The organism is Nonomuraea sp. NPDC050733 (genome assembly GCF_040654215.1).
Taxonomy (GTDB): Bacteria; Actinomycetota; Actinomycetes; order Streptosporangiales; family Streptosporangiaceae; genus Nonomuraea.
Window position 1 is genome coordinate 120076 of the sequence record NZ_JBFAHO010000003.1, and the last position, 19455, is coordinate 139530.

Sequence of the window (19455 nt, forward strand, 5' to 3'; positions counted from 1 at the left end):
CATGAGCGCCGACGACCGCGACTGGTTCGCGCCCCGCAACCCCCGCCCCGCCAACGGGGCGGCCCGCAACGGCCAGGGACCCCCGCCTCAGGGAACGCCGCCCCAGGGCATGCCACCTCAGGGGATGCCGCCGCGCCCCGCCCCGCCCGGTCAGGGAGGCGGGCTGCGGCCCGCGCGGCCGAGGCCCGGGGCGCAGTCGCGGATCTGGCCCGACCGGCAGGTGTGGCCGCCGGTGCCGCCCGAGCCCGTCGAGGGGGTCACCCAGCCGCTGCCGGCCGTACCGGACAGCCTTCCCCTCCCGCCTCCTTCCCCGCCCCGGCTCCCTGCGGCGCCGCCCGAGGAGGCCCCGCCACAGCAGGCCCCGCCGCAGCAGGCCCCGCCGCGCCCCCGAAGGCGCGGCCGGCTCCTGCTGGTGGCCGCCGGCGCGCTGGTGAGCGTCGCCGTGGCCGTGGGCGCGACCACGTACGACGGCTACCTGTTCTACGAGAAGGTCGCCTCCAAGGAGACACGCCTCGTGCAGGTGGCGCCCGGACAGGCCGGCACCGTGTACGGCATCGAGTGGAAGGCGTCGCTCGCCCCCACCGAGGCCCCGCCCGGCAGCAAGCACGGCGACAGCGTCGCCTGGCTCAAGGTGGACATCTCGGAGAAGGTCGTGGACCCCGGCAGCGCCACCATGACCGCCAAGCCGGACGAGGTACGGCTCCAGGACCGCGCGGGCCGCACCTGGGTCGTGGAGCTCGCGGCGGGCGACCGGCCGACCGACCGGCTGGAGGTCGGCAAGGAGTACGCGCTGGAGGGGCTCGCCGTGGTGCCCCACGGGGTGGCCGGCGAGGTGGAGCTGTCGTTCCGGCCCAGCGGCTACCGCTCCGACACGCCGACCAAGGACCTGTTCAAGCGGGGGACGGCCAAGCCGGACGTGGACGTGCTGAGGTTCCGGCGCTAGCGGCTCACTCCGTCGAGAACGCCTCGCCGCGCAGGCGGGCCCGGGTGGCGGCGAGGTCGAAGGTGGCGGCCAGCAGCGCCATGGTGACCACGGTCACCAGCAGGTCGCGGCCGAAGGAGAGCGGCGGCTCCAGGTAGAACCACGCCCACTCCACCTCCGACCCGACGAGCGTGCGGACCGCGCGGTCGGCGTACTGCGAGCCCACCGCGACGGCCACGTAGCACAGGCACATCATGCCGAACAGCGGCGCCCCGCCCTTGATCACCAGCCGCAGGGAGTTGACCAGCGGCACCCAGCGCTCCTGGAACCCGCCGGTGACCCGCTCGAACGACCGCTTCGTCAGGTCGTGGCTGCTCTCCAGGCGGTCGATGCCGCGCTCGAACCGGGTGCCCCTGACCATGGTGCGGGTGTCGTCGGCGTACGCGCCGAACACCAGCATCGCCACGGTCAGCCAGGCCAGCGGGATGGCGATGGAGTCGAGGAAGAAGGGCCACACCTCGCCGAACCAGGTCGTGACGGCCTTCAGGACGGGCACGGCGTCCTGCGCCTTCGTCCAGAGGCTCTCGGTGCCGACGACCACGGTGCGGTGGTCCACCCACTCCGACCGCGCGTCCGCGACTGCCACGGTGGCGTTGAGCCCGTAGAAGACGAACGCGAACTCGGAGAACGCGGCGGCGAAGCCGTAGAAACGCCCGCCGCCCCTCTCCACCAGCCGGGCGAACAGCGTCTTCAGCCCGAACGCGACCACCATCGTGCCGACCGACACCCGCCAGTCGAGGTCGGTGAGGCTGCGGCCGACGGTCGACTTCTCGCCGAAGAACGCGGCGTCGGTCAGGTCGAAGAAGTGGTGGAACAGGTCCATCTGCTGGAGGTCGCGGGCGTCCTCAGTCTGGAAGCCCCAGGCCATGTAGAGCACGGCGAAGGCGGGGGCGACCCGGTCCAGGGCCGTGAAGAACCGCTCGTCCTTCGCGCCCTCGGCGGTCCGTGCGCGCATCTCCCACAGGGCGCCGCGCAGGGTGTGCAGCATGCCCGTGACCACGGTCAGCGCCGCCAGGACGACCAGGGTGAGCAGCGTGATCGTGGCCACCAGCCGGACCTGCCGGAAGTCGCCGTAGGCCACCTCGGTGGCGCCGTACAGCAGCGCGAAGCGGACGGCCTCCCCCGCCGCGAACCACAGCACGAGCGGCAGCACGCAGCGCCCGAGCAGGCGAAGAGCGTGCACGGGCAGCGAGAACGGCGACGGCAGCTTCCGGGCCGGTGAGGGCGCAGGTCGGGGCGGTGCCGCCACACCAGACGAACCTGACATCTGGTGAATCGTAGCGGCCTGCCCCTTTCGCCGCAGCCCCAGCCCGCGCTCAGCCGGCCATGGCGTCCGGACGGCACGTGCGGCACGGGCGGTAGCCGGCCGTGCGGGCCGCGTCGAGGGTGCGGAAGCCGTGCCGGTGCGCGGGCGTGATGCGCCGGGCGTTGTGGCAGGTCGGGAAGCACACCACGCCCGTGGTGTCACTGGCCAGATAGAACACCCGCTCCTTGGCCAGCCCGCCGAGCCGCCCGAGGTCCACGCCCTCGGCCAGCAGCAGCCGCTCCTTGGCCGCCGCACCGAAGACGTACTCGCCCACGACCCCGTCCGAGCGCGTCACCCGGTGGCAGGGGATGAGCAGCGGCACGGGGTTGCGGGCGAGCGCCGTGCCGACCGCGCGCACCGCCCCAGGCCGGCCGGCGCGGGCCGCGATCCACGCGTACGGCCTGACCTCGCCGCGCGGGATCTCCTGGACGGCCCGCAGCACGTCCCTCTGGAAGCCGCCCAGCTCTCCCAGGTCGAGCGACAGCCCCGACAGTCTCCCGGTGCGCAGCGCGGGCCTCAGCCCCGCCGGCGGCCTCGTGGCGGCCACTAGCGGCCGGCCGAACCGTGACCGGAAGGCCGCGGCGAACCCGTCGCCGTGGTGCACATAGGCCACGCCCTGCCCGGTCCAGGCCACGGACAGCTCCCCGATCGGGCTCGGCAGCACCGTCCAGCGCGCCGCGATCCGGTCGAGCAGCCCTGCGGGCGCCTCCACGGCCAGGCCGGCGAGCCTGTCGAGCAGGGGATCGTGGTTCATCGGGCACCTCCTAGCGCGCGCAGCCGCTTCAGCCCACGCGACACGTGTGACTTGACCGTGCCCTGCGGGATCCGCAGCACCGTGGCGATCTCGCTGACCGGCAGGTCGGCGACGTGCCGGAGCACCACCGCGGCGCGCTGCTCGTCCGGCAGCAGCGCGAGCAGCCCCGCCAGCTCCTCGCCGGTCTCGCGGCGCACCGCCGCGTCCTCGACGCCCTCACGGGGATCGACGGCGTCGACGGGCTCCTCACGGAGATCGGGTGGCGGCTTGCGGGACTTGGCGCGGGCACAGTTGCGCCAGATGTTCATGAGAATGGTCAGCAGCCAGGGGCGCGTCCGCAGTGCCGCGACGCGCTCCCGGTCGTAGCCGGCCAGCGCCCGGTACGCGCGCAGGAACGTCTCGGCCGTGAGGTCCTCGGCGTCGGCCCAGCGCCCGCTCAGCCGCAGCGCCGTCGAGAAGACGACGTCGCGGTAGGCGCCGTACAGCTCGGCGAAGCCCGCGTCGAGGTCGTCGAGCAGCGCCTTCTGCACCGGGTCGAGACAGTCCATATGACTCACATCTACACGAACACCGCCACGGGCCGTTCGGTGGCACCCGGAGCCCCGTGATTCCGCCACGAGAGGCGAAAGGACCCGCGCCGGTGCCGGCGCGGGTCCTTCGTTCGACGAGCTCAGACGGCGTTCAAGAGATCAGACTGCGGTCAAGGGCTCAGACGGCGACGGCGAGCTGGGAGACCTCGCCCAGCTTGGCCTCCACCTGGACGTCGCGGGTGACGCCGCCGCCCGCGATGATGCGCACGGTCCAGTCGCCCGGTGCGGCGAAGAACCGGAAGACGCCGTCGTCGGACACGACGACCTCACCCGTGAACTCGCCGGAGTGGTCGAGCAGCCGGGCGTAGGCCGTGCCGACGCCCGTGACCACACCCTGGATCACAGCCTGGTTGGACAGGTCGATGCCGGCGGGCAGAGCGATCGTCTGCTCCGGGGCTCCGCATCCCTGCGCGGTGGTCATCGGGCCTCCCCCAGCTCGATCGGCACGCCCACGAGCGAGCCGTACTCGGTCCACGAACCGTCGTAGTTCTTGACGTTGGCCTGGTCGAGCAGCTCGTGCAGCACGAACCACGTGTGCGCCGAGCGCTCACCGATGCGGCAGTAGGCGATGGTGTCCTTGCCGAAGTCGACGCCGGCCTCCTGGTAGAGGGTGCGCAGGTCGTCGTCGGCCTTGAACGTGCCGTCGTCGTTGGCCGCCTTGGACCACGGGATGTTGCGGGCGGTCGGCACGTGGCCGCCGCGCTGCGCCTGCTCCTGCGGCAGGTGGGCGGGCGCGAGCAGCTTGCCGGTGAACTCGTCGGGCGAGCGGACGTCGACCAGGTTGAGCTTGCCGATGGCCGAGACGACGTCGTCGCGGAAGGCGCGGATCGCGGGGTCCTGCTCCTGGGCGACGTACTGCGTCCTGTCCCGCTGCGGGACGTCCTTGACCAGCTCGCGGGAGTCGAGCTCCCACTTCTTGCGGCCGCCGTCGAGCAGCTTGACGTTGTCGTGGCCGTAGAGCTTGAAGTACCAGTAGGCGTAGGACGCGAACCAGTTGTTGTTGCCGCCGTAGAGCACGACGGTGTCGTCGTTGGAGATGCCACGCTCGGACAGCAGCGTCTCGAACCCGGTCTTGTCGACGAAGTCACGGCGGACGGGGTCCTGGAGGTCCTGCCTCCAGTCGATCTTGACAGCGCCACGGATGTGGCCCTTGTCGTAGGCGCTGGTGTCCTCGTCGACTTCGACGAGAACGACACCTGGCGTGTCGAGGTTGGCCTCGACCCAGTCGGCATCCACCAGAACGGCGGCGCGGCTCATTGGTGAACCTCCCATGTGGCGGCGGGCGATAGACGGCGAATCAGCAGGTACGTTTCGCAGCCGAGACAGAGTCCGAAGGCTGCGTTGAGGAATGCGGCGAGGAGAGCCGCTGCCGTGGCCCCGAGGGCCAGCGGCGTGATCCCGGCGAGAAGTCCGGCCAGTCCCGCGACCGCGAAGACGAGCCCCACCCCCTGCGCGAAACGCGGCGGGCGGGCGTCCTCCGTCACCTTCGGCGCGCTCCTGACGAGCGCCCGGAAGACCATCCCGTACGGCGAGCGACCGGCCACACCCAGCGCGAACACCACCGCTTGCGCGGCGAGCAGCCAGGCGCTTCCCGTCACGAGGACGAGAGCGAGGACCAGGGTGGTGACGGCCGCGCCGAAGCGCAGCGCTCTAGGGTCGGCACGCATCGAGAGATGCTCCCTGAAGGGGGTCGGGTTGGGGCGGATCGGAAGTCCGCGCGAGACCGTCCTCAGGCAGCGCGACAGAGCGCGGTCGCGACGCGGCAGAAATCAACTGCCCGCCGCTTCGTCAGCAGCTCTGTCGAAAGGTTCATGCCGACGACACTACTCGTCGTCTCGCCATCTGTCACATCTCGTCCGATTCCTGAGACGACGGCGCCTCGGAGCGCGTTTCGCCCGGTGGCACGGCGACGGCGAGGGCGGCCAGCACGTCGGCCTTGCGCGGCTGGCCGGAGGCCCTCTTCACGATGTCGCCCGACGGGCCGAGGACGAGGACCGTCGGCGTGCGCAGGATGTCCAGCTCCCGCACCAGGTCCAGGCGTGACTCCGCGTCGATCTCGACGTGCGCGACCCCCGGCACGAGCGCGCTCACGTCCGCCAGGACCCGCCGCGTCGCGCGGCACGGCTGGCAGAACGCGGTGGAGAACTGCACGAGCGTCGCCCTCGGCCCCAGGGGCGCTCCCAGCACGTCGGCGGTGAGCCGGTCGCCGGCCCTGTCGCGCATGCGTCCGTCGCGGCGCAGCCGTACCACCCCGATTCCCGTACCGAGCGCCAGCACGGCCAGCACCACCCACACGCCTGTCATCGCCAGGTGCAACCACGGCGGCCCCGGATTCCTTCCGGCCGTCTCAGCGCGGGACCTCGACGGTGACCAGGACCCGGTTCGAGGAGACGTCCACCACGTCGAACCGCGCGATGTCGCCCATCGAGATCCGCGTCTGGCCGGCGAAGGCCGGCTTGCCCTGGTAGCTCGCCCGGTTGACCGTCCAGCTGTCCGTGACGTCGCGCCGTCCGTCGCGGCCGACCACGACGAGCCGGCACGTCGTGCCGGTCGGCACCCCGGACACGCGCACGGAGATCCCCGTCCCGTGTGTGCCGGGGAACGCCGCCACGCTCGCGTAGGCGTCGGTGTACCCGTTCTGTCCGGAGAACTCCTGCTCGGCGGCGGACCGGCGGTCCGGCTTCGGTGACCCGCTCGCGTCCTGACGGGTCTCGGCCAGCACCCTCGGCTGGTCGTCCCGCGCCTTGGCCCGCGGCCCCTCGGTCGCCTTCGCGCGCGGCGCGGTGCTCGCCGAGGGGGCGGCGTCACGAGCCTTCGACGCGCCCTCTTCGGGCCGGGACGCCGCCGGGGCCGACGACGTCGTCATGTCCGGCTGGTTCACGGCGGCCGTCCACACGCCGCCGCCCGCGACGATCGCCGCCGCGGAGGCGGCCACCACCATCAGCATCCGCCCTCTGCGGCGGCGCTTGACGCGCGCGTTCAGCAGCCGATCGAGCACCTGGCGCGGCGGGCTGGTCACCAGCTGCACGTCACGCTCGGACACCTTCTCCAGGAACGCCGACACGCCCTGCAGCTCCACCAGCTCGGCGCCGCACGCCTCGCAGCCCGCAAGGTGGGTGTCGACCTCCAGCGCCTCGTCCGGCTCCAGCGCGCCCAGGGCATGGGCGCCCAGCGCGATCCGCACCTCCTCGCACGTCATCACGGCGCCAGCCCCCGCTCCTCCAGGGCGAGCTTCAGCGCCCGCAGCGCGTAGTAGGTGCGCGACTTGACCGTGCCGGGCGGTATGCCCAGCGTGGCCGACGCCTCCTTCACCGATCGCCCCCGGTAGTAGACCTCCAACAGCACCTCGCGGTGCTCCGGCCGCAGCGCGGCGAGCGCCTCCGCCACGGCCCACGACTCGACCGCCCGCTCCAGCTCGTCGTCCGCGGGGACGACGGCCAGCGCCTCGTCGCCGGTCTCCTGCGGGCGCGACCGGCGCGCGCGATGCTGGTCGACCACGAGGTTGCGGGCGACGGTGAACAGCCAGGCGCGGATGGGCCGGTCGGTCAGCGCGTCGGGGTGTCGCCACGCCCTCAGCAGCGTCTCCTGCACCACATCCTCCGCCCGTCCGGCGTCGCCGGTCAGTCGCAGCACGTAACCGTAGAGCGGCCCGGCGTGCTCGTCGAAAAGGGTCCGCACGAGCTCCTCGTCGGCGGTGCCTGCTGGACTCACGCCCTCATCACGTACGGGCGGCCGGGCCGGTTCAACGCCGCGCGGAAATCCGTCACGCGCCGCGTCGTCATCCCGCGAGGAGCCGTCCACCGGGCCCTCTCCCGGAGGCGGCTCCCCCGGCGGTCAGCCCGCCGGGCGCCGGAGCCGGGTCACAGCCGCCGGCCACTGAGCGGCACGTCCCTCGCCTCTGCCGAGAACTCCAGCCCGTCCGCCACATTGCGCACCCCCGTCACCTTCACGTCGAACGGCAGATCGCCCTTGAACGGGATCGTGTAGCTGACCAGCTTGGCGAGCGAGTCGGGCACCCCCTCGATCTTCTGGGCCCGCAGCCGGATGCCGCCGTCGGCCACCTCGACCTGCATCTCGGCGTCGAACTTGACCTTGGTCACGCCCACCGCCACCTCACCCGAGGCGACGAGCCGCGAGCCGTTCCCGCTGATCTTGACGCCCTGCGGCGCGTACTTGTCGATCGTCGCCCTGGTCAGGGTGCCGCGGACGGTCAGCCGCCCGGCCCTGACGTCTGCCCGGTTCTGGATCACGTCGGCGAGCGGCGCCGTCACGTCGTAGGCGACGCCCTGGAGGTTCTTCACCGGGACGCCGCCGTAGGTGAGCGTGCCCAGATCGAAGCGCACCTCCGGGTAGCGGCCGGAGACGGCCTGCGTGAGGAACGGGATGCCCTCGATCGACACCTCAGGCTGCCGGTCCAGGTCGGCGGAGGCCGCGATCCGGTTGGACAGGTCCCGCTCCACGCCCGCGACCGCCACCCGGTCGACGACGGCGAGGAGGACTCCCAGCACGATCAGGAAAACGAGCAGCTTGCGCATCGGGCTCCCTGTCTCAGGCCACGGATCATGAGCTTATCGACTGCAATGCCCCTTCCCCGCCGGGCCCCGCGCTCACCGCGTCGTCGTCATCCGCCCGCGAACGGCGGCAGCACCTCGACCGTCGCCCCGTCTCCGAGGACCACGGCGTCATGCGGGCGCTTGCCGACCGGGGAGCCGTCCACGAGGAAGGAGGAACGGCTCACCACCCGGGCGAGCTCGGCGCGATCTCGTGTGATGTTCGTCATGAGTTCGCCGAGTGTCGCCGCCTCGAACGGCTCCTCGGCGACACCCGCCGCTTCCTTCGCCGCGGCCCAATACCGCACTTTTCCAGTGGCCATGGCAACCTCATAGTCGTAGCTCTGCCATTGTGCGACATCCTTAACACCGTCGTCGCTGGTAAAACGCTGTTCATCTGATGGACGCCCAATGGACGCGACATTCGCGTGGGTTATCCTCCCCTACAGGACCTGGGCGATGTAGCCCCCGGGTCCTTGCGTGTTTGAGGAGGCCGAAATGAGCAACCTGCTCCTGCTGACCAACGCCCTCGAGCCGTCCTCCGAGGTGCTGCCAGCGCTGGGGCTGCTGCTCCACTCGGTCCGCGTCTCCCCCGCGGAGGCGTCCGCCCTCATCGACGCGCCACCGGTCGACGCCGTGCTCGTGGACGCCCGCAAGGAGCTCGCCCACGCCAAGAGCCTGTGCCGGCTCATCCGCACCACGGGCATCGACTGCCCGCTCCTGGTGGTCGTCACCGAGGGCGGGCTCGCCGCGATGACCGCCGAGTGGGGCGTCGACGACGTACTGCTCGACAGCGCCGGACCGGCCGAGGTCGAGGCGCGGCTGCGCATGGCGACCGGCCGCATCTCGCAGGCCGGCGGCGAGGACGTGCCCGACGAGATCCGCAGCGGCGACCTGTCCATCGACGAGGCCACCTACACGGCCCGGCTGCGCGGGCGGGTGCTCGACCTGACGTTCAAGGAGTTCGAGCTGCTCAAGTACCTCGCCCAGCACCCCGGCCGGGTCTTCACCCGGGCGCAGCTGCTGCAGGAGGTGTGGGGGTACGACTACTTCGGCGGCACGCGGACGGTCGACGTCCACGTGCGGCGGCTGCGGGCCAAGCTCGGCACGGAGTACGAGTCGCTGATCGGCACGGTCCGCAACGTCGGCTACCGCTTCGTCCCGGACCGTACCGACCCGGCCCAGGTCTGACCCCGACAGGGGCCCGCCCGGAGCGGGCCCCTCAGCGGTGGGTCAGCTCGTCACCGTGATGCGGCCGGTGGCGGGCGGGGCGATCGGGTTGTCCTTGCCGAGGTGGTCGACGAACGCGTCGATGTCCAGCGGCCCGCTCCAGAGGTCCGTGCCGTCCTTGAAGGCGAGGAACGCGTCACCGCCGCCGACCAGGAAGTTGTTGGCCGCGACGCGGATCTGCTGCGTGTCCGTGACCGGGGCGCCGTCGATGCGCAGGTCCGACACCTTCGAGCCCCACGGGGCCGACGTGCTGTAGGCGTAGGTCAGGTTCGCCGAGGGCTGCAGGATCTTGGTGAACGCCTGGTTGTTGGGCCCACCGGTGAACTGCTGCTCCAGCACCGTCTTGAGCTGCGCGCCGGTCAGCGTGACCACCTGCATGAGGTTGTTGAACGGCTGGACGGTGAACGCCTCGCCGTACGTCACGACGCCGTCGCCCTCGCCGGCCGCCGAGCCCGCGTAGGTGAGGGACGCGCGGACGCCGCCCGGGTTCATGAGCGCGACCTGCGCGTTGCCGCCGGTCCTGGTGGCGGCGAGCTGCGCGTCGGCGATGAGGTCGCCCAGGGGCGTCTCCCCGCTCGGCGCGGCCGTGTTGGTGATGTCCGCCGTGATGCGGCCCACGGGCTTGTTGGCGACCGGCGCGACCCGGTCCTTCCAGGTCTTCACGAAGTCCGAGATCTCCCGGTCCGGTTCGACCGTGCGCGTCACGACGTGGTTGTCCGCCACGACCGAGGAGCGCACGACGTCCCGCGTGCGGACGTCCACGTTCAGGTCCACCTGCGTGATGACGCGGCCGAACGAGCCGCCCTGCGAGTAGAGGCGGTCCTGGCCGGCCGGGTCCTTGACCTTGCACAGGTACGCCTGGTGCGAGTGGCCGCTGAGCACCACGTCGATCTCGGGGTCGACCTGCGTGGCGATGCGGTTGCCGGCGCCCGGGACGGCGCTGCACGCGTCGGGCGACTGCCCGGCGTTGACCTGGTCGCCCTCGTGGACGAGCACGACCTGGGCCTTGACGCCGATGAGCTTGAGCACCTTGGAGGCGACGTTCGCGGCCTTGACCTCGTCCACGAACTTGAGGTCCTCGATGCCCTCGGCCGTGACGATGCCCGGCGTGGTCTGCGTGACCAGGCCGATGAAGCCGACCGGCACGCCGTTCATCCACTTGACGCTGACCGGCGGCAGCGCGGGGACGCCCCAGTCGGACAGCAGCTTTTGCACCGCGGGCTGGTCGCCGAGCGCCGCCAGCGCGTCGGTCTTCTCCCCCGGGTTCTTGAAGAGCACGTTCGCGCCCACGTAGTCGTACTGGGCGCCCTTCCACTCCCCGGCGGGCGAGCAGCCGTCGACCGGGTGGCAGCCGCCCTTCATGATGCGGCGCAGCTCGCCGTAGCCCTCGTCGAACTCGTGGTTGCCGACCGCGGCGACCTTCAGCCCGAGCTTGCCGAGGAACTCGACCGACGGCTCGTCGTGGTAGGCCGCGGAGATGAGCGGAGTGGCGCCGATGAGGTCGCCCTGCGCCACGGCGATCGTGTTCCTGTCGGCGTGGGCCTTCATGTGGGTGGCGATGTAGGCGGCTCCGCCGGCCTCCACCGTCGCGCCGGTCTCGTCGACCATGCGTCCGGAGGAGCCGGTGGGGGGTTCGAGGTTGCCGTGGAAGTCGTTGAGGGCGAGCAGGCGGACGGGCACCGTCCGGGGGGCCTGCTTCGCGTCCGCCGGGACCGCGGCCAGCAGGGCCGTGGCGGTGGCGACGGCTCCGGCCACCGCGAGCCGGAGGAGGGAACGAGACGTCATGGCCCAAGACGTTACGGCGCGAAGCTTTGCGGCCAATGTCGCAAAGGTAACGATTCACCCGCCGGTGACATGGCGTGTTCTGCCAGTCGTACGCCTAGAGTTCGATCTGTGACGGCACGCGTGGAAGTCCGGCAACGGCTCACTGACCAGGAAATCACCGAGGTGCTCGCGCTCGTCGAGGCGGCGACGGAGGCCGACGGTGTCCGCCCGCTGAACGAGCACGTCATGCTCCACCTGCGCTACGGCGGCGATCCGCACGCGCGGTCGGTGCTGCTGTACGCCGGCGACGTCCTGGCCGGGTACGCGCACGTGGACCCCACCGACGAGGTCGAGGGGCCGAGCGGGGAGCTCGTCGTCCATCCCGCGCACCGGCGCCAGGGGCACGGCCGGCGGCTGCTGCGGGCCGTGCTGGACGAGGCCGGCGGGCGGCTGCGGCTGTGGGCGCACGGCGACCACGACGGGGCCGGGGCCCTCGCCGCCTCTCTGGGGCTCCGGCGGGTGCGGTCCCTGTGGCAGATGCGCCGGTCGCTGTACGCCCCGCTGGCGCCGTACACGCTGCCCGACGGGGTACGGCTGCGGGCGTTCACGCCCGGCCAGGACGAGGAGGAGTGGCTCAAGGTCAACGCCGCGGCCTTCGCCCACCACCCCGAGCAGGGCGCGTGGACCCTGGACGACCTGCTCAGGCGTGAGCGGGAGCCGTGGTTCGACCCCGCCGGGTTCTTCCTGGCCGTACGGGGCGAGCGGCTCGTGGGGTTCCACTGGACGAAGATCCACGGATCCTCCGACCACGGGCACGAGCCGCTCGGCGAGGTGTACGTCGTCGGCGTCGACCCCTCCCAGCAGGGCACCGGCCTGGGCAAGGCGCTCACGCTGGCCGGACTGAGCCACCTGCGCTCGCGCGGGCTCGCGCAGGCGATGCTCTACGTGGACGGGACGAACGCTGCGGCGATCAGGCTGTACGAGGCGCTGGGGTTCGCGCGCTGGGACGCCGACGTCATGTACGCCGCTACTCCACCATCCAGTGCAGCGCGAAGTAGGTGAGACAGGCCACCAGAGCCGCGGCCGGGATCGTGAGGATCCAGCCGGTCACGATGTTGCCCGCCACGCCCCACCGCACGGCCGACAGCCGCTTGGTCGAGCCGACGCCCATGATGGCGCTGGTGATGGTGTGGGTGGTGGAGATGGGCGCGCCGAACCCGATCGCCGCGACGTAGAGGACCGTCGCCGCCGCCGACTCGGCCGCGAAGCCCTGCGGCGGGTCGAGGGCGATGATGCGCCGGCCGAGCGTGCGCATGATGCGCCAGCCTCCGGCGTACGTGCCGAGGGAGATCGCGCTCGCCGCGGAGATGATGACCCACTGCGGGATGGGGTCCTGCTCCCCGGCGTAGCCGCCGACCACGAGCGCCAGGAAGATCACGCCCATCGTCTTCTGCGCGTCCTGCAGGCCGTGGCCGAGCGCCATGGCGGCGGCCGAGACGGTCTGGGAGTAGCGGAAGCCGCGGTTGGTCTTGCCCGGCTGCGCGTGCCGGAAGATCCAGTAGATCCCGATCATGATCCCGGCCGCCAGCGTGAAGCCGAGCAGCGGGGACAGGATCATGGGGATGACGACCTTCACCACCACGCCGTCCCAGTGGACGACGCTGGCCGAGGCCAGCGCCGAGCCCACGAGGCCGCCGATCAGCGCGTGGCTGGAGGAGGAGGGCAGGCCGAAGTACCACGTGATGAGGTTCCAGGCGATCGCGCCGACCAGGGCCGACGCCACGATGACCAGCCCGTGCGAGCCCTGTGGCGCGTCGATGATGCCCTTGCCGACGGTCTGGGCCACCTGCGTGCCGAGGTGGGCGCCGATGAAGTTCATCGCCGCGGCCATGAACAGCGCCGCCCTGGGGGTGAGGGCACGGGTCGAGACCGAGGTCGCGATGGCGTTCGCCGCGTCGTGGAAGCCGTTGGTGTAGTCGAAGGCCAGCGCCACGACGACCACGCCGATGACGAGGGCGAGCGTGAGGTCCACGAGCCTAGCTTTCCTTGACCGCGATCGACTCGACGGTGTTGGCCACGTGCTCGAAGGCGTCGGCCGCCTCCTCCAGGGCGTCGATGACCTCCTTCATCTTCATGACCGTCAACGCGTCGTACTCGCCGCTGAACAGCTTGGCCAGCAGCCGGCGGTAGACCTGGTCACCCTGGTTCTCCAGGCGGTTGACCTCGATCCAGTACTCGTTGAGGTTCTTCATCGACCGCAGGCGCGGCATCGCCTCGGCGGTCAGCTCGGCCGCCCGCTCCAGCACCTCGACCTGGCGCACGACGTCCTTGGGGAGGTGGTCGATCTGGTAGAGGACGATGAGGTCGGAGGCCGCTTCCATGGCGTCCATCACGTCGTCGAGGTTCGAGGCGAGGCGGTAGATGTCCTCGCGGTCGAACGGCGTGATGAAGCTCTCATTGAGCCGGTTCATGATCGCATGGGTACGGTCGTCGCCGGCGTGCTCGCAGGCGCGCATCTTCTCGGCCAGGGCTTCCCTGTCCGACCCGTCACTGATGATCTCAACCAGCAGGCGGGAGGCCGTGACCAGGTTGTTCGCCGAGTCGGCGAACAGGTCGTAGTAGCTGTCCTCACGTGGCGTGAGACGCAGGCGCACGTCGTTCTCCAGATGTGCGGGGATGGTCCGTGGAAGAGGGTACGGCTTACCAGGCGAAATGCGAACTTCATGTCCCCTTCTCCTAGTCGCTACCCTCCGTATGCTCTGCGACACCGGGGAACCTGTCGGTCCGGGAGCCATCTCGCTGCGGACTTGTTTGCCGTACGGTCACCATCTTCGTGAGTTTCCTCCCGTACCGCCAGCCTGGTCAGATCCGCGTCCGGTGGAAGTCCTTGAACGACCTGGACGGCGTCGGCCCCCGCTGTCCCTGGTACCGGGACCCGTACTTCTCCGAACCGTACGGATGCTCCGCCGGCGAGCTGAGCCGGAACACGCAGAGCTGCCCGATCTTCATCCCCGGCCACAGCTTGATGGGCAGAGTCGCCACGTTCGACAGCTCCAGCGTCACATGCCCGCTGAACCCCGGGTCGATGAACCCGGCCGTCGAATGCGTCAGCAGCCCCAGCCGCCCCAGCGAGCTCTTCCCCTCCAACCTGGACGCCAGGTCGCTGGGGAGCGTGATGACCTCGTACGTCGAAGCCAGCACGAACTCACCGGGATGCAGGATGAACGGCTCGTCCCCGTCCGGCTCCACCATGCGCGTCAGGTCCGGTTGCTCGGTCGAGGGATCGATGTGCGGGTACCTGTGGTTCTCGAAGACCCGGAAGAACCGATCGAGCCGCACGTCGATGCTCGACGGCTGGATCATGTCCCGATCGAACGGTTCGAGCGCCAGCCGTCCCGAGTCGATCTCGTTCAGGATGTCACGGTCAGAGAGCAGCACGTGGAGCAACCTACCGTGTGCGGGCTTGCTCATACGGTGGGCGGGCTTGGTTCCGTTCTGGTGTGGGCGGAGTTGCTTCGGGCGTGTGTGGGCTTGCTTCGGGCGTGTGTGGGCTTGCTGAAGTGGGCTGGGTTTCCGCTACAGTGGGACCGCGGCTTCGGCCGATGCGGGTGTAGTTCAATGGCAGAACATCAGCTTCCCAAGCTGACAGCGCGGGTTCGATTCCCGTCACCCGCTCTCCGCGAGAAGGCCCAGGCAGACCGATGGATTCGGCACTTGGGCTTTAATCTTGTCAGGAGCCTTTTGACGTCGTCGAGCCATTAGCGGGCCATTAGCCGATGGGGGCGAGCGCGCCGGGCGGGTCCTGTGCGTCGCCGTCGCGGGCTCGTTCACGCCCCATCAAGCGGCGGCGCTGCGCGCCGCCGACGGCCTCTGCCGCCCGCCGCCCGGGCGTGCGGCCTGGGGGCCGGTCCCGGGCGGCAACGGCCGGGGCCGTGAGCGATACCAGCCACCGCGATCCAACGTCCAGCAAAGCCCGAGTAGCCTGCTCGGATGGATGCGACCGCCATGCTGGAGTGGCTTCTGGAGCGCAACGTTAGCGCTCTCCTTCGAGTAGATGCCGGCCGAGACGGCATACGCCCGTGGACCTTCCACGCGAGCAGCGAGCCACAGCACGACGACAGTTGGTCGGTTCGCACCGATGCAGATTCCGCAGAAGAATGCCTACGCCGCGCCCGTAAGGCGCTCAAGCAACACGGACTCGACCTTCCCGAGTAACCGACCGCCGCAGCTATGGCCTCCGGCGGGAGCACTCTGGCTCCGGGATGACCATCACGCCGTCTACGAGGGCCGTGGATGGCTGAGGTGGAAGCCTGCTCATCCCGCCCACCATCGACCCGGTCTCGGATAGCACTCAAAGGATCACGCGATGGCCGTCTCTCTTTCACGGCTGCCACACTTGTGGCCAGGTCAAATTCTTACACCACTCCCGTGGACGCAACCCAGCGGAGCCCTGCAACGTCGACCGTGATCGGTGCAGTTCCCAAGCTGACAGGGCGGGTTCGATTCCCGTCACCCGCTCTCCGAGCGAAGGCCCAGGCCAGGGAGAGATTCCCGACCCGGGCCTTGATTGTTTCCAGGGCCTTCTCCATCCTCCGTGCAACAGGCGTGCAATTGGCCCACCGGACAGCACATCCGCCGATCCGTCTCTGTCCTCGTCATCGGTCCTGTTGATGTGGCGGTCGATCGCATCCGTGATCGCTCTGTCGGCGCCCGGACGGCGTGCTGATAGATCATCGCGGCACACACGTTGTCGTGCCTCATCCGCCCCATTACCCTCTGACATGATCCACCACATGCGAACTCGGCTGCTCTTCGTGCGTCACGGGGACTCCCTCCACAAAAGAGAAGGCGTGATAGGCGGCCCTAAAGGATGCCGCGGCCTCACCGATACCGGACGCCAACAAGCCGCACGACTCGGCCGGCAGATCACCGCTGAAATCGGCAGTGACAAGACGACGATCTACTCCTCACCCCTGCCACGAGCCGTACAAACAGCCGCTGCGATTTCCATGGCCAGCGGCCTACCCGCATCACAAGACTGCGGGCTCTGCACATGGCACACGCCGCCAGAGGCAGACGGACTCACCCACGCGGAATTCCGGCGCCTCGACATCGAAGGCGGCGGCATCTACCGCCCCTGGCAGAAAGGCAACGAGACCTGGGCCGAGATGGTGACGCGTACCAGCCGCACCATCATCGGCCTCGCCCACCGCCACCGCGGCGAATCCGTCATCATCGTCGGCCACGCGGAGACGGTCGAGATCTCGTTCAACGCCCTCGGGCTGCTCCCGGTCTACCGGTCCTTCGACCTCAAGGTGTTTGCTGCCTCGATAACAGAATGGGTCACCGACCAGGACCCGACGCAGTGGCCGCCTCCCAGATGGACACTCATTCGATTCAACGAAACCCCAGCCTCCGGCGGGGGCACTCCAGCTCCGGAATGATCGCCGTGCCGGGGCGGGCTGTAGGTGGTTGAGGTGGAAACCTGGCCATCCGGCCCGCCATCGACCCGGAACAAGCCGAGCAGACCAGGGCCACTTCCGCTTCGGGCGGGTCAACGGCAGACGGGATTAGCAGACGGCCGGGTATACGCGTCGCGTGAGTGTCGGCCGGACACCGACTTGCCTCAGCACAAAAAAGGCGACGAAACTTCATGATCGCTATTTGCCGCGACGACGAGGACATCCGATATGACCGCGAACGCCTGTGTCTTCTGCAGAATCATCGCAGGAGACGAGCCCTCACAGACAATCCATGAAGACGATCACGCCATTGCGTTCCTCAACATCGCCCAGGTCACCAAAGGTCATAGCTTGGTCGTGCCGAGAAAGCATCACGCGGACCTTTCAGAGATCTCACCCGATGAAGCGGCACAGGTCATGCGAACCGCCGCTCATGTCTCTCGCCAACTGACTCAAGCTCTTCGTGTGCCTGGCATCAACCTCTGGCACGCGAGCGGCGAAACCGCGTGGCAGAGCGTCTTCCATTTCCACATCCACGTGGTTCCCCGCTACACGCTCACCGACCTCACCCCGCCTTGGACAGAGACCGAATTGCCGGTCGAGTCTCTTGCGGGCTTGGCAGAGGAGATTCGCAGTCAGACTTGAGCACCGCACGACCCACCTCCTCACATGGCCGCCGCCCGCAACGCAGCGCCATACGTAGGCCCCGTGCCCGTTGCGTGCCCGTTCGGGCGGCGATCAACGGGGAGTCGCGAACACTCACGGCCACAGGACCCGCATCGGCCCAGGCCAGCGTTTCCCCTGATCAGATGCTGTGATCTTGGAAGAGCTGACAGCGCGAGTTCGATTCCCGTCACCCACTGCGCATGTGATGTCCTCGTCACAGAGACGTCGCGGATTTCGACCCACTGCTTCCCTACGGCGTATCTTGGTCGCTCCCTCGTGACCAACCTGGCAGCATCAGGAGGAGAGGGAAACACCATGAACTTCGATCGGATCACCTTCGAGCTCGACAAGCTCGAAGGCAAGCCCACCATCCGTGGTCTTCGCATCACGGTGGAGACGGTGGTACGGCTCGTCGCCGGCGGATGGACCTTCGACGAGATCCTCTCGGACTACCCGGACTTGGAGCGCGAGGACATCAGGCAAGCGCTTGAGTACGCCGCAGCGTCAACGAATGTCCACTTCTACCGTCTCCGAGAGCCGGCGTGAACTTCCTGGTCGATGAGAACCTCTCACCCCGCGTCGCCGAGCTGTTGACCAAAGCAGGGCACGACGCGGTCCACGTACGCGATCTCCAGGCAACGAGCGCACCCGAAACCACGATCATGGAACTTGCCGTCGCAGACAGTCGGACCATCATCTCCGCCGACACCGACTTCGGCGCGCTCCTGGCCCACGCCCGCGCTACCGAACCCTCCGTGATCCTCGTGCGGGAGCTGGTGGAGCTTCGTCCACCCGAGTTGGTCAACGTCATCTTGGCTAATCTCGAGGTTCTCGAACAGCACCTTCAGACAGGCGCGATCGCGGCCTTCACCCCGGGAGGCATCCGCGTCCGGGCGCTCCCTCTGCGCTGAGGCCCTCCCCAACCGTGCCCTAGATCTAATGGCCGGTCGTGCCCGCGCCGCGCCGGGCCACTGATTCATGTCGGTTCCGCGTTCGCGGCCCCGCGTCGGCGGGACATCGCGGCGGGATCGCGGGACTGGTGATCAGCCACCGCACCGTCACCGTGGCTTCGATCCACCTCTCGCTCGACCCGGGATCAGCCCGCTTCCAGAGCGTTTGCCTGCTTCGTCAGGTCTGCTGCGATGTGGTCCCAGTCCGGGCCGTGCAGCCACAGATTCTCGGCGGCCTGTCGCATCAGCGCCGGCTCGTTCGGCCGCTGCAGGAGCACAAGCCGATAGGCCAGGTTCCGGACCCAGACCGGCAGGTGGCCGTCGACCACCTGGGGGCAGAGCTCACGCAACATGGTGAGGATCGAATCCGCGTCAGCGAAGGTCAACTCCTCGACGAAGTAGCGCTCCTGGTGCTCAAGGCTGCACTCCGGTGTCGGTCGGTACTCGTCCCCGTACAGACACCGGGCGTGCTCCGCCAGGTTGCTGTGCATGCGCCGGAGCCTACGACGCATGCATACGACCGGGAGCTGTGACCCGTCCGGCGGGCGTAGTCTTCCCCGGTGAACACACCAAGGGCCTCCTGGCGCAACACGACGCACGACTGGTCGAGCGGCGTGGACGTTGAGCACCTCTCATACATCCGGCAGAACGCAGCCGTGTTCGCTCCAGGTGGCGTCCGGCATCTGATCTTTGAGGTCCTTGCCTATGCGGCTGACGAAGCAGAGAGCAACAACGGGGGGCATTGCACCATCACCCTCCATCCCGACGGCTCGGTGTCCGTGGCGGATGACGGACGAGGTACCGACACCCGCATCGACGATCACGGACAAGTCGTGAAGAAGCCCGTCATGGCTTCGAAAGACCTGCGGTTCTTCGACAATCCCGACGCCCAGTTGCTGCCCGATGGCCATCCGCGCCGCGGCATGTCCGTCGTCGCGGCGTTCAGCGTTTGGCTGGTCCACACCAACCGTCGCCGAGGCGGAGCCTGGACCCAGCGCTACGAACACGGCATCCCCGTCACGGGTCTGACACCGATCAGCGATGACGACACGACCGGGACAGTCGTCCACTTCCTCCCCCACGACCACCTGGGCAGGCCGAGCGAGGAATTGGCCGGCGAGCTGGCCAATTTTCGCGCCCAGTGGGGGATGTTGTCGGTCGAGGTGGACGACCGGCGCGCCCACTGACCGAAAATGGCGTC

At 69.5% G+C, this 19455-nt stretch carries 24 protein-coding genes and 1 tRNA gene; 9 read left to right on the top strand and 16 right to left on the bottom strand.

The features are described 5' to 3' along the window. Position 1 precedes the first annotated feature (1 nt). Positions 2-943, top strand: a complete 942-nt coding sequence (locus AB0H64_RS07185) for a hypothetical protein (RefSeq protein ID WP_357621049.1) — start codon at positions 2-4, stop codon at positions 941-943. Positions 944-947: 4 nt separating this feature from the next. On the opposite strand, the gene AB0H64_RS07190 is transcribed toward AB0H64_RS07185, so the two are convergent. The 11 genes from AB0H64_RS07190 to AB0H64_RS07240 all read right to left on the bottom strand — a co-directional run bounded on the left by AB0H64_RS07190 (position 948) and on the right by AB0H64_RS07240 (position 8505). Beyond that, complete coding sequence (locus AB0H64_RS07190; RefSeq protein WP_357621051.1) at positions 948-2249, bottom strand: hypothetical protein; 1302 nt, start codon at positions 2247-2249, stop codon at positions 948-950. 49 nt (positions 2250-2298) lie between these two features. Further along, positions 2299-3042, bottom strand: coding sequence for a methylated-DNA--[protein]-cysteine S-methyltransferase (locus AB0H64_RS07195; RefSeq protein ID WP_357621053.1), 744 nt, complete (start codon positions 3040-3042; stop codon positions 2299-2301). After that, a complete protein-coding gene (locus tag AB0H64_RS07200; RefSeq protein ID WP_357621056.1) occupies positions 3039-3590 on the bottom strand; it encodes a sigma-70 family RNA polymerase sigma factor in 552 nt (183 codons plus the stop codon). The genes AB0H64_RS07195 and AB0H64_RS07200 overlap by 4 nt, the downstream gene beginning before the upstream one ends. A 160-nt stretch (positions 3591-3750) precedes the next feature. Next, positions 3751-4053 carry a DUF1416 domain-containing protein gene (locus AB0H64_RS07205; RefSeq protein ID WP_357621058.1) on the bottom strand — a complete coding sequence of 101 codons (303 nt, stop codon included), beginning with the start codon at positions 4051-4053 and terminating at the stop codon, positions 3751-3753. Beyond that, positions 4050-4889, bottom strand: coding sequence for a sulfurtransferase (locus tag AB0H64_RS07210; protein ID WP_357621060.1), 840 nt, complete (start codon positions 4887-4889; stop codon positions 4050-4052). The genes AB0H64_RS07205 and AB0H64_RS07210 overlap by 4 nt, the downstream gene beginning before the upstream one ends. Next, on the bottom strand, positions 4886-5299 hold the full coding sequence (locus tag AB0H64_RS07215) for a DUF4395 domain-containing protein (RefSeq protein ID WP_310706930.1): 414 nt from the start codon (positions 5297-5299) through the stop codon (positions 4886-4888). The genes AB0H64_RS07210 and AB0H64_RS07215 overlap by 4 nt, the downstream gene beginning before the upstream one ends. A gap of 178 nt (positions 5300-5477) precedes the next feature. After that, the gene (locus tag AB0H64_RS07220; RefSeq protein ID WP_357622136.1) at positions 5478-5855 is read right to left on the bottom strand and encodes a thioredoxin family protein; all 378 of its coding nucleotides are present in this window, start codon (positions 5853-5855) and stop codon (positions 5478-5480) included. Between the two features lie 124 nt (positions 5856-5979). Then, on the bottom strand, positions 5980-6831 hold the full coding sequence (locus tag AB0H64_RS07225; RefSeq protein WP_357622139.1) for a zf-HC2 domain-containing protein: 852 nt from the start codon (positions 6829-6831) through the stop codon (positions 5980-5982). After that, a complete protein-coding gene (locus AB0H64_RS07230) occupies positions 6831-7343 on the bottom strand; it encodes a sigma-70 family RNA polymerase sigma factor (RefSeq protein ID WP_310706932.1) in 513 nt (170 codons plus the stop codon). Before AB0H64_RS07230 ends, AB0H64_RS07225 begins: the two co-directional genes overlap by 1 nt. 149 nt (positions 7344-7492) lie before the next feature. After that, positions 7493-8167, bottom strand: coding sequence for a DUF2993 domain-containing protein (locus AB0H64_RS07235; RefSeq protein WP_357621062.1), 675 nt, complete (start codon positions 8165-8167; stop codon positions 7493-7495). An 86-nt stretch (positions 8168-8253) separates the two neighbouring features. Beyond that, the gene (locus AB0H64_RS07240; RefSeq protein WP_357621064.1) at positions 8254-8505 is read right to left on the bottom strand and encodes a MoaD/ThiS family protein; all 252 of its coding nucleotides are present in this window, start codon (positions 8503-8505) and stop codon (positions 8254-8256) included. Between the two features lie 175 nt (positions 8506-8680). On the opposite strand from AB0H64_RS07240, the gene AB0H64_RS07245 reads away from it, so the two are divergent. Next, complete coding sequence (locus tag AB0H64_RS07245; RefSeq protein WP_357621066.1) at positions 8681-9373, top strand: response regulator transcription factor; 693 nt, start codon at positions 8681-8683, stop codon at positions 9371-9373. Positions 9374-9415: 42 nt separating this feature from the next. On the opposite strand, the gene AB0H64_RS07250 is transcribed toward AB0H64_RS07245, so the two are convergent. After that, complete coding sequence (locus tag AB0H64_RS07250) at positions 9416-11197, bottom strand: bifunctional metallophosphatase/5'-nucleotidase (RefSeq protein WP_357621068.1); 1782 nt, start codon at positions 11195-11197, stop codon at positions 9416-9418. A 108-nt stretch (positions 11198-11305) separates the two neighbouring features. Here AB0H64_RS07250 and mshD point away from each other — a divergent pair, with 108 nt between their 5' ends. Continuing rightward, complete coding sequence (mshD, locus tag AB0H64_RS07255) at positions 11306-12238, top strand: mycothiol synthase (RefSeq protein WP_357621070.1); 933 nt, start codon at positions 11306-11308, stop codon at positions 12236-12238. Here mshD and AB0H64_RS07260 read toward each other — a convergent pair. The 3 genes from AB0H64_RS07260 to dcd form a co-directional block, all read right to left on the bottom strand. Continuing rightward, positions 12204-13208, bottom strand: a complete 1005-nt coding sequence (locus AB0H64_RS07260) for an inorganic phosphate transporter (RefSeq protein ID WP_357621072.1) — start codon at positions 13206-13208, stop codon at positions 12204-12206. The genes mshD and AB0H64_RS07260 overlap by 35 nt on opposite strands. A gap of 4 nt (positions 13209-13212) precedes the next feature. Beyond that, positions 13213-13830, bottom strand: coding sequence for a DUF47 family protein (locus tag AB0H64_RS07265; protein WP_310706939.1), 618 nt, complete (start codon positions 13828-13830; stop codon positions 13213-13215). Between the two features lie 208 nt (positions 13831-14038). Continuing rightward, positions 14039-14614, bottom strand: a complete 576-nt coding sequence (dcd, locus tag AB0H64_RS07270) for a dCTP deaminase (protein ID WP_357621075.1) — start codon at positions 14612-14614, stop codon at positions 14039-14041. 166 nt (positions 14615-14780) lie between these two features. Here dcd and AB0H64_RS07275 point away from each other — a divergent pair. The 5 genes from AB0H64_RS07275 (at position 14781) to AB0H64_RS07295 (ending at position 18215) form a co-directional block, all read left to right on the top strand. Next, positions 14781-14851, top strand: a tRNA-Gly gene (locus AB0H64_RS07275). Positions 14852-15969: 1118 nt separating this feature from the next. Further along, a complete protein-coding gene (locus AB0H64_RS07280) occupies positions 15970-16620 on the top strand; it encodes a histidine phosphatase family protein (RefSeq protein WP_357621077.1) in 651 nt (216 codons plus the stop codon). 246 nt (positions 16621-16866) lie between these two features. Beyond that, positions 16867-17283, top strand: coding sequence for an HIT family protein (locus tag AB0H64_RS07285; RefSeq protein WP_357621079.1), 417 nt, complete (start codon positions 16867-16869; stop codon positions 17281-17283). 297 nt (positions 17284-17580) lie between these two features. Continuing rightward, on the top strand, positions 17581-17850 hold the full coding sequence (locus tag AB0H64_RS07290) for a DUF433 domain-containing protein (RefSeq protein WP_357621081.1): 270 nt from the start codon (positions 17581-17583) through the stop codon (positions 17848-17850). Further along, on the top strand, positions 17847-18215 hold the full coding sequence (locus AB0H64_RS07295) for a DUF5615 family PIN-like protein (RefSeq protein WP_357621083.1): 369 nt from the start codon (positions 17847-17849) through the stop codon (positions 18213-18215). Before AB0H64_RS07290 ends, AB0H64_RS07295 begins: the two co-directional genes overlap by 4 nt. A 185-nt stretch (positions 18216-18400) precedes the next feature. Here AB0H64_RS07295 and AB0H64_RS07300 read toward each other — a convergent pair whose 3' ends face one another. Then, on the bottom strand, positions 18401-18745 hold the full coding sequence (locus AB0H64_RS07300; protein WP_357621085.1) for a hypothetical protein: 345 nt from the start codon (positions 18743-18745) through the stop codon (positions 18401-18403). A 69-nt stretch (positions 18746-18814) separates the two neighbouring features. On the opposite strand from AB0H64_RS07300, the gene AB0H64_RS07305 reads away from it, so the two are divergent. Further along, positions 18815-19441 (top strand): hypothetical protein, encoded by a 627-nt coding sequence (locus AB0H64_RS07305; RefSeq protein WP_357621087.1) that lies wholly within the window; start codon positions 18815-18817, stop codon positions 19439-19441. Positions 19442-19455: the final 14 nt, after the last annotated feature.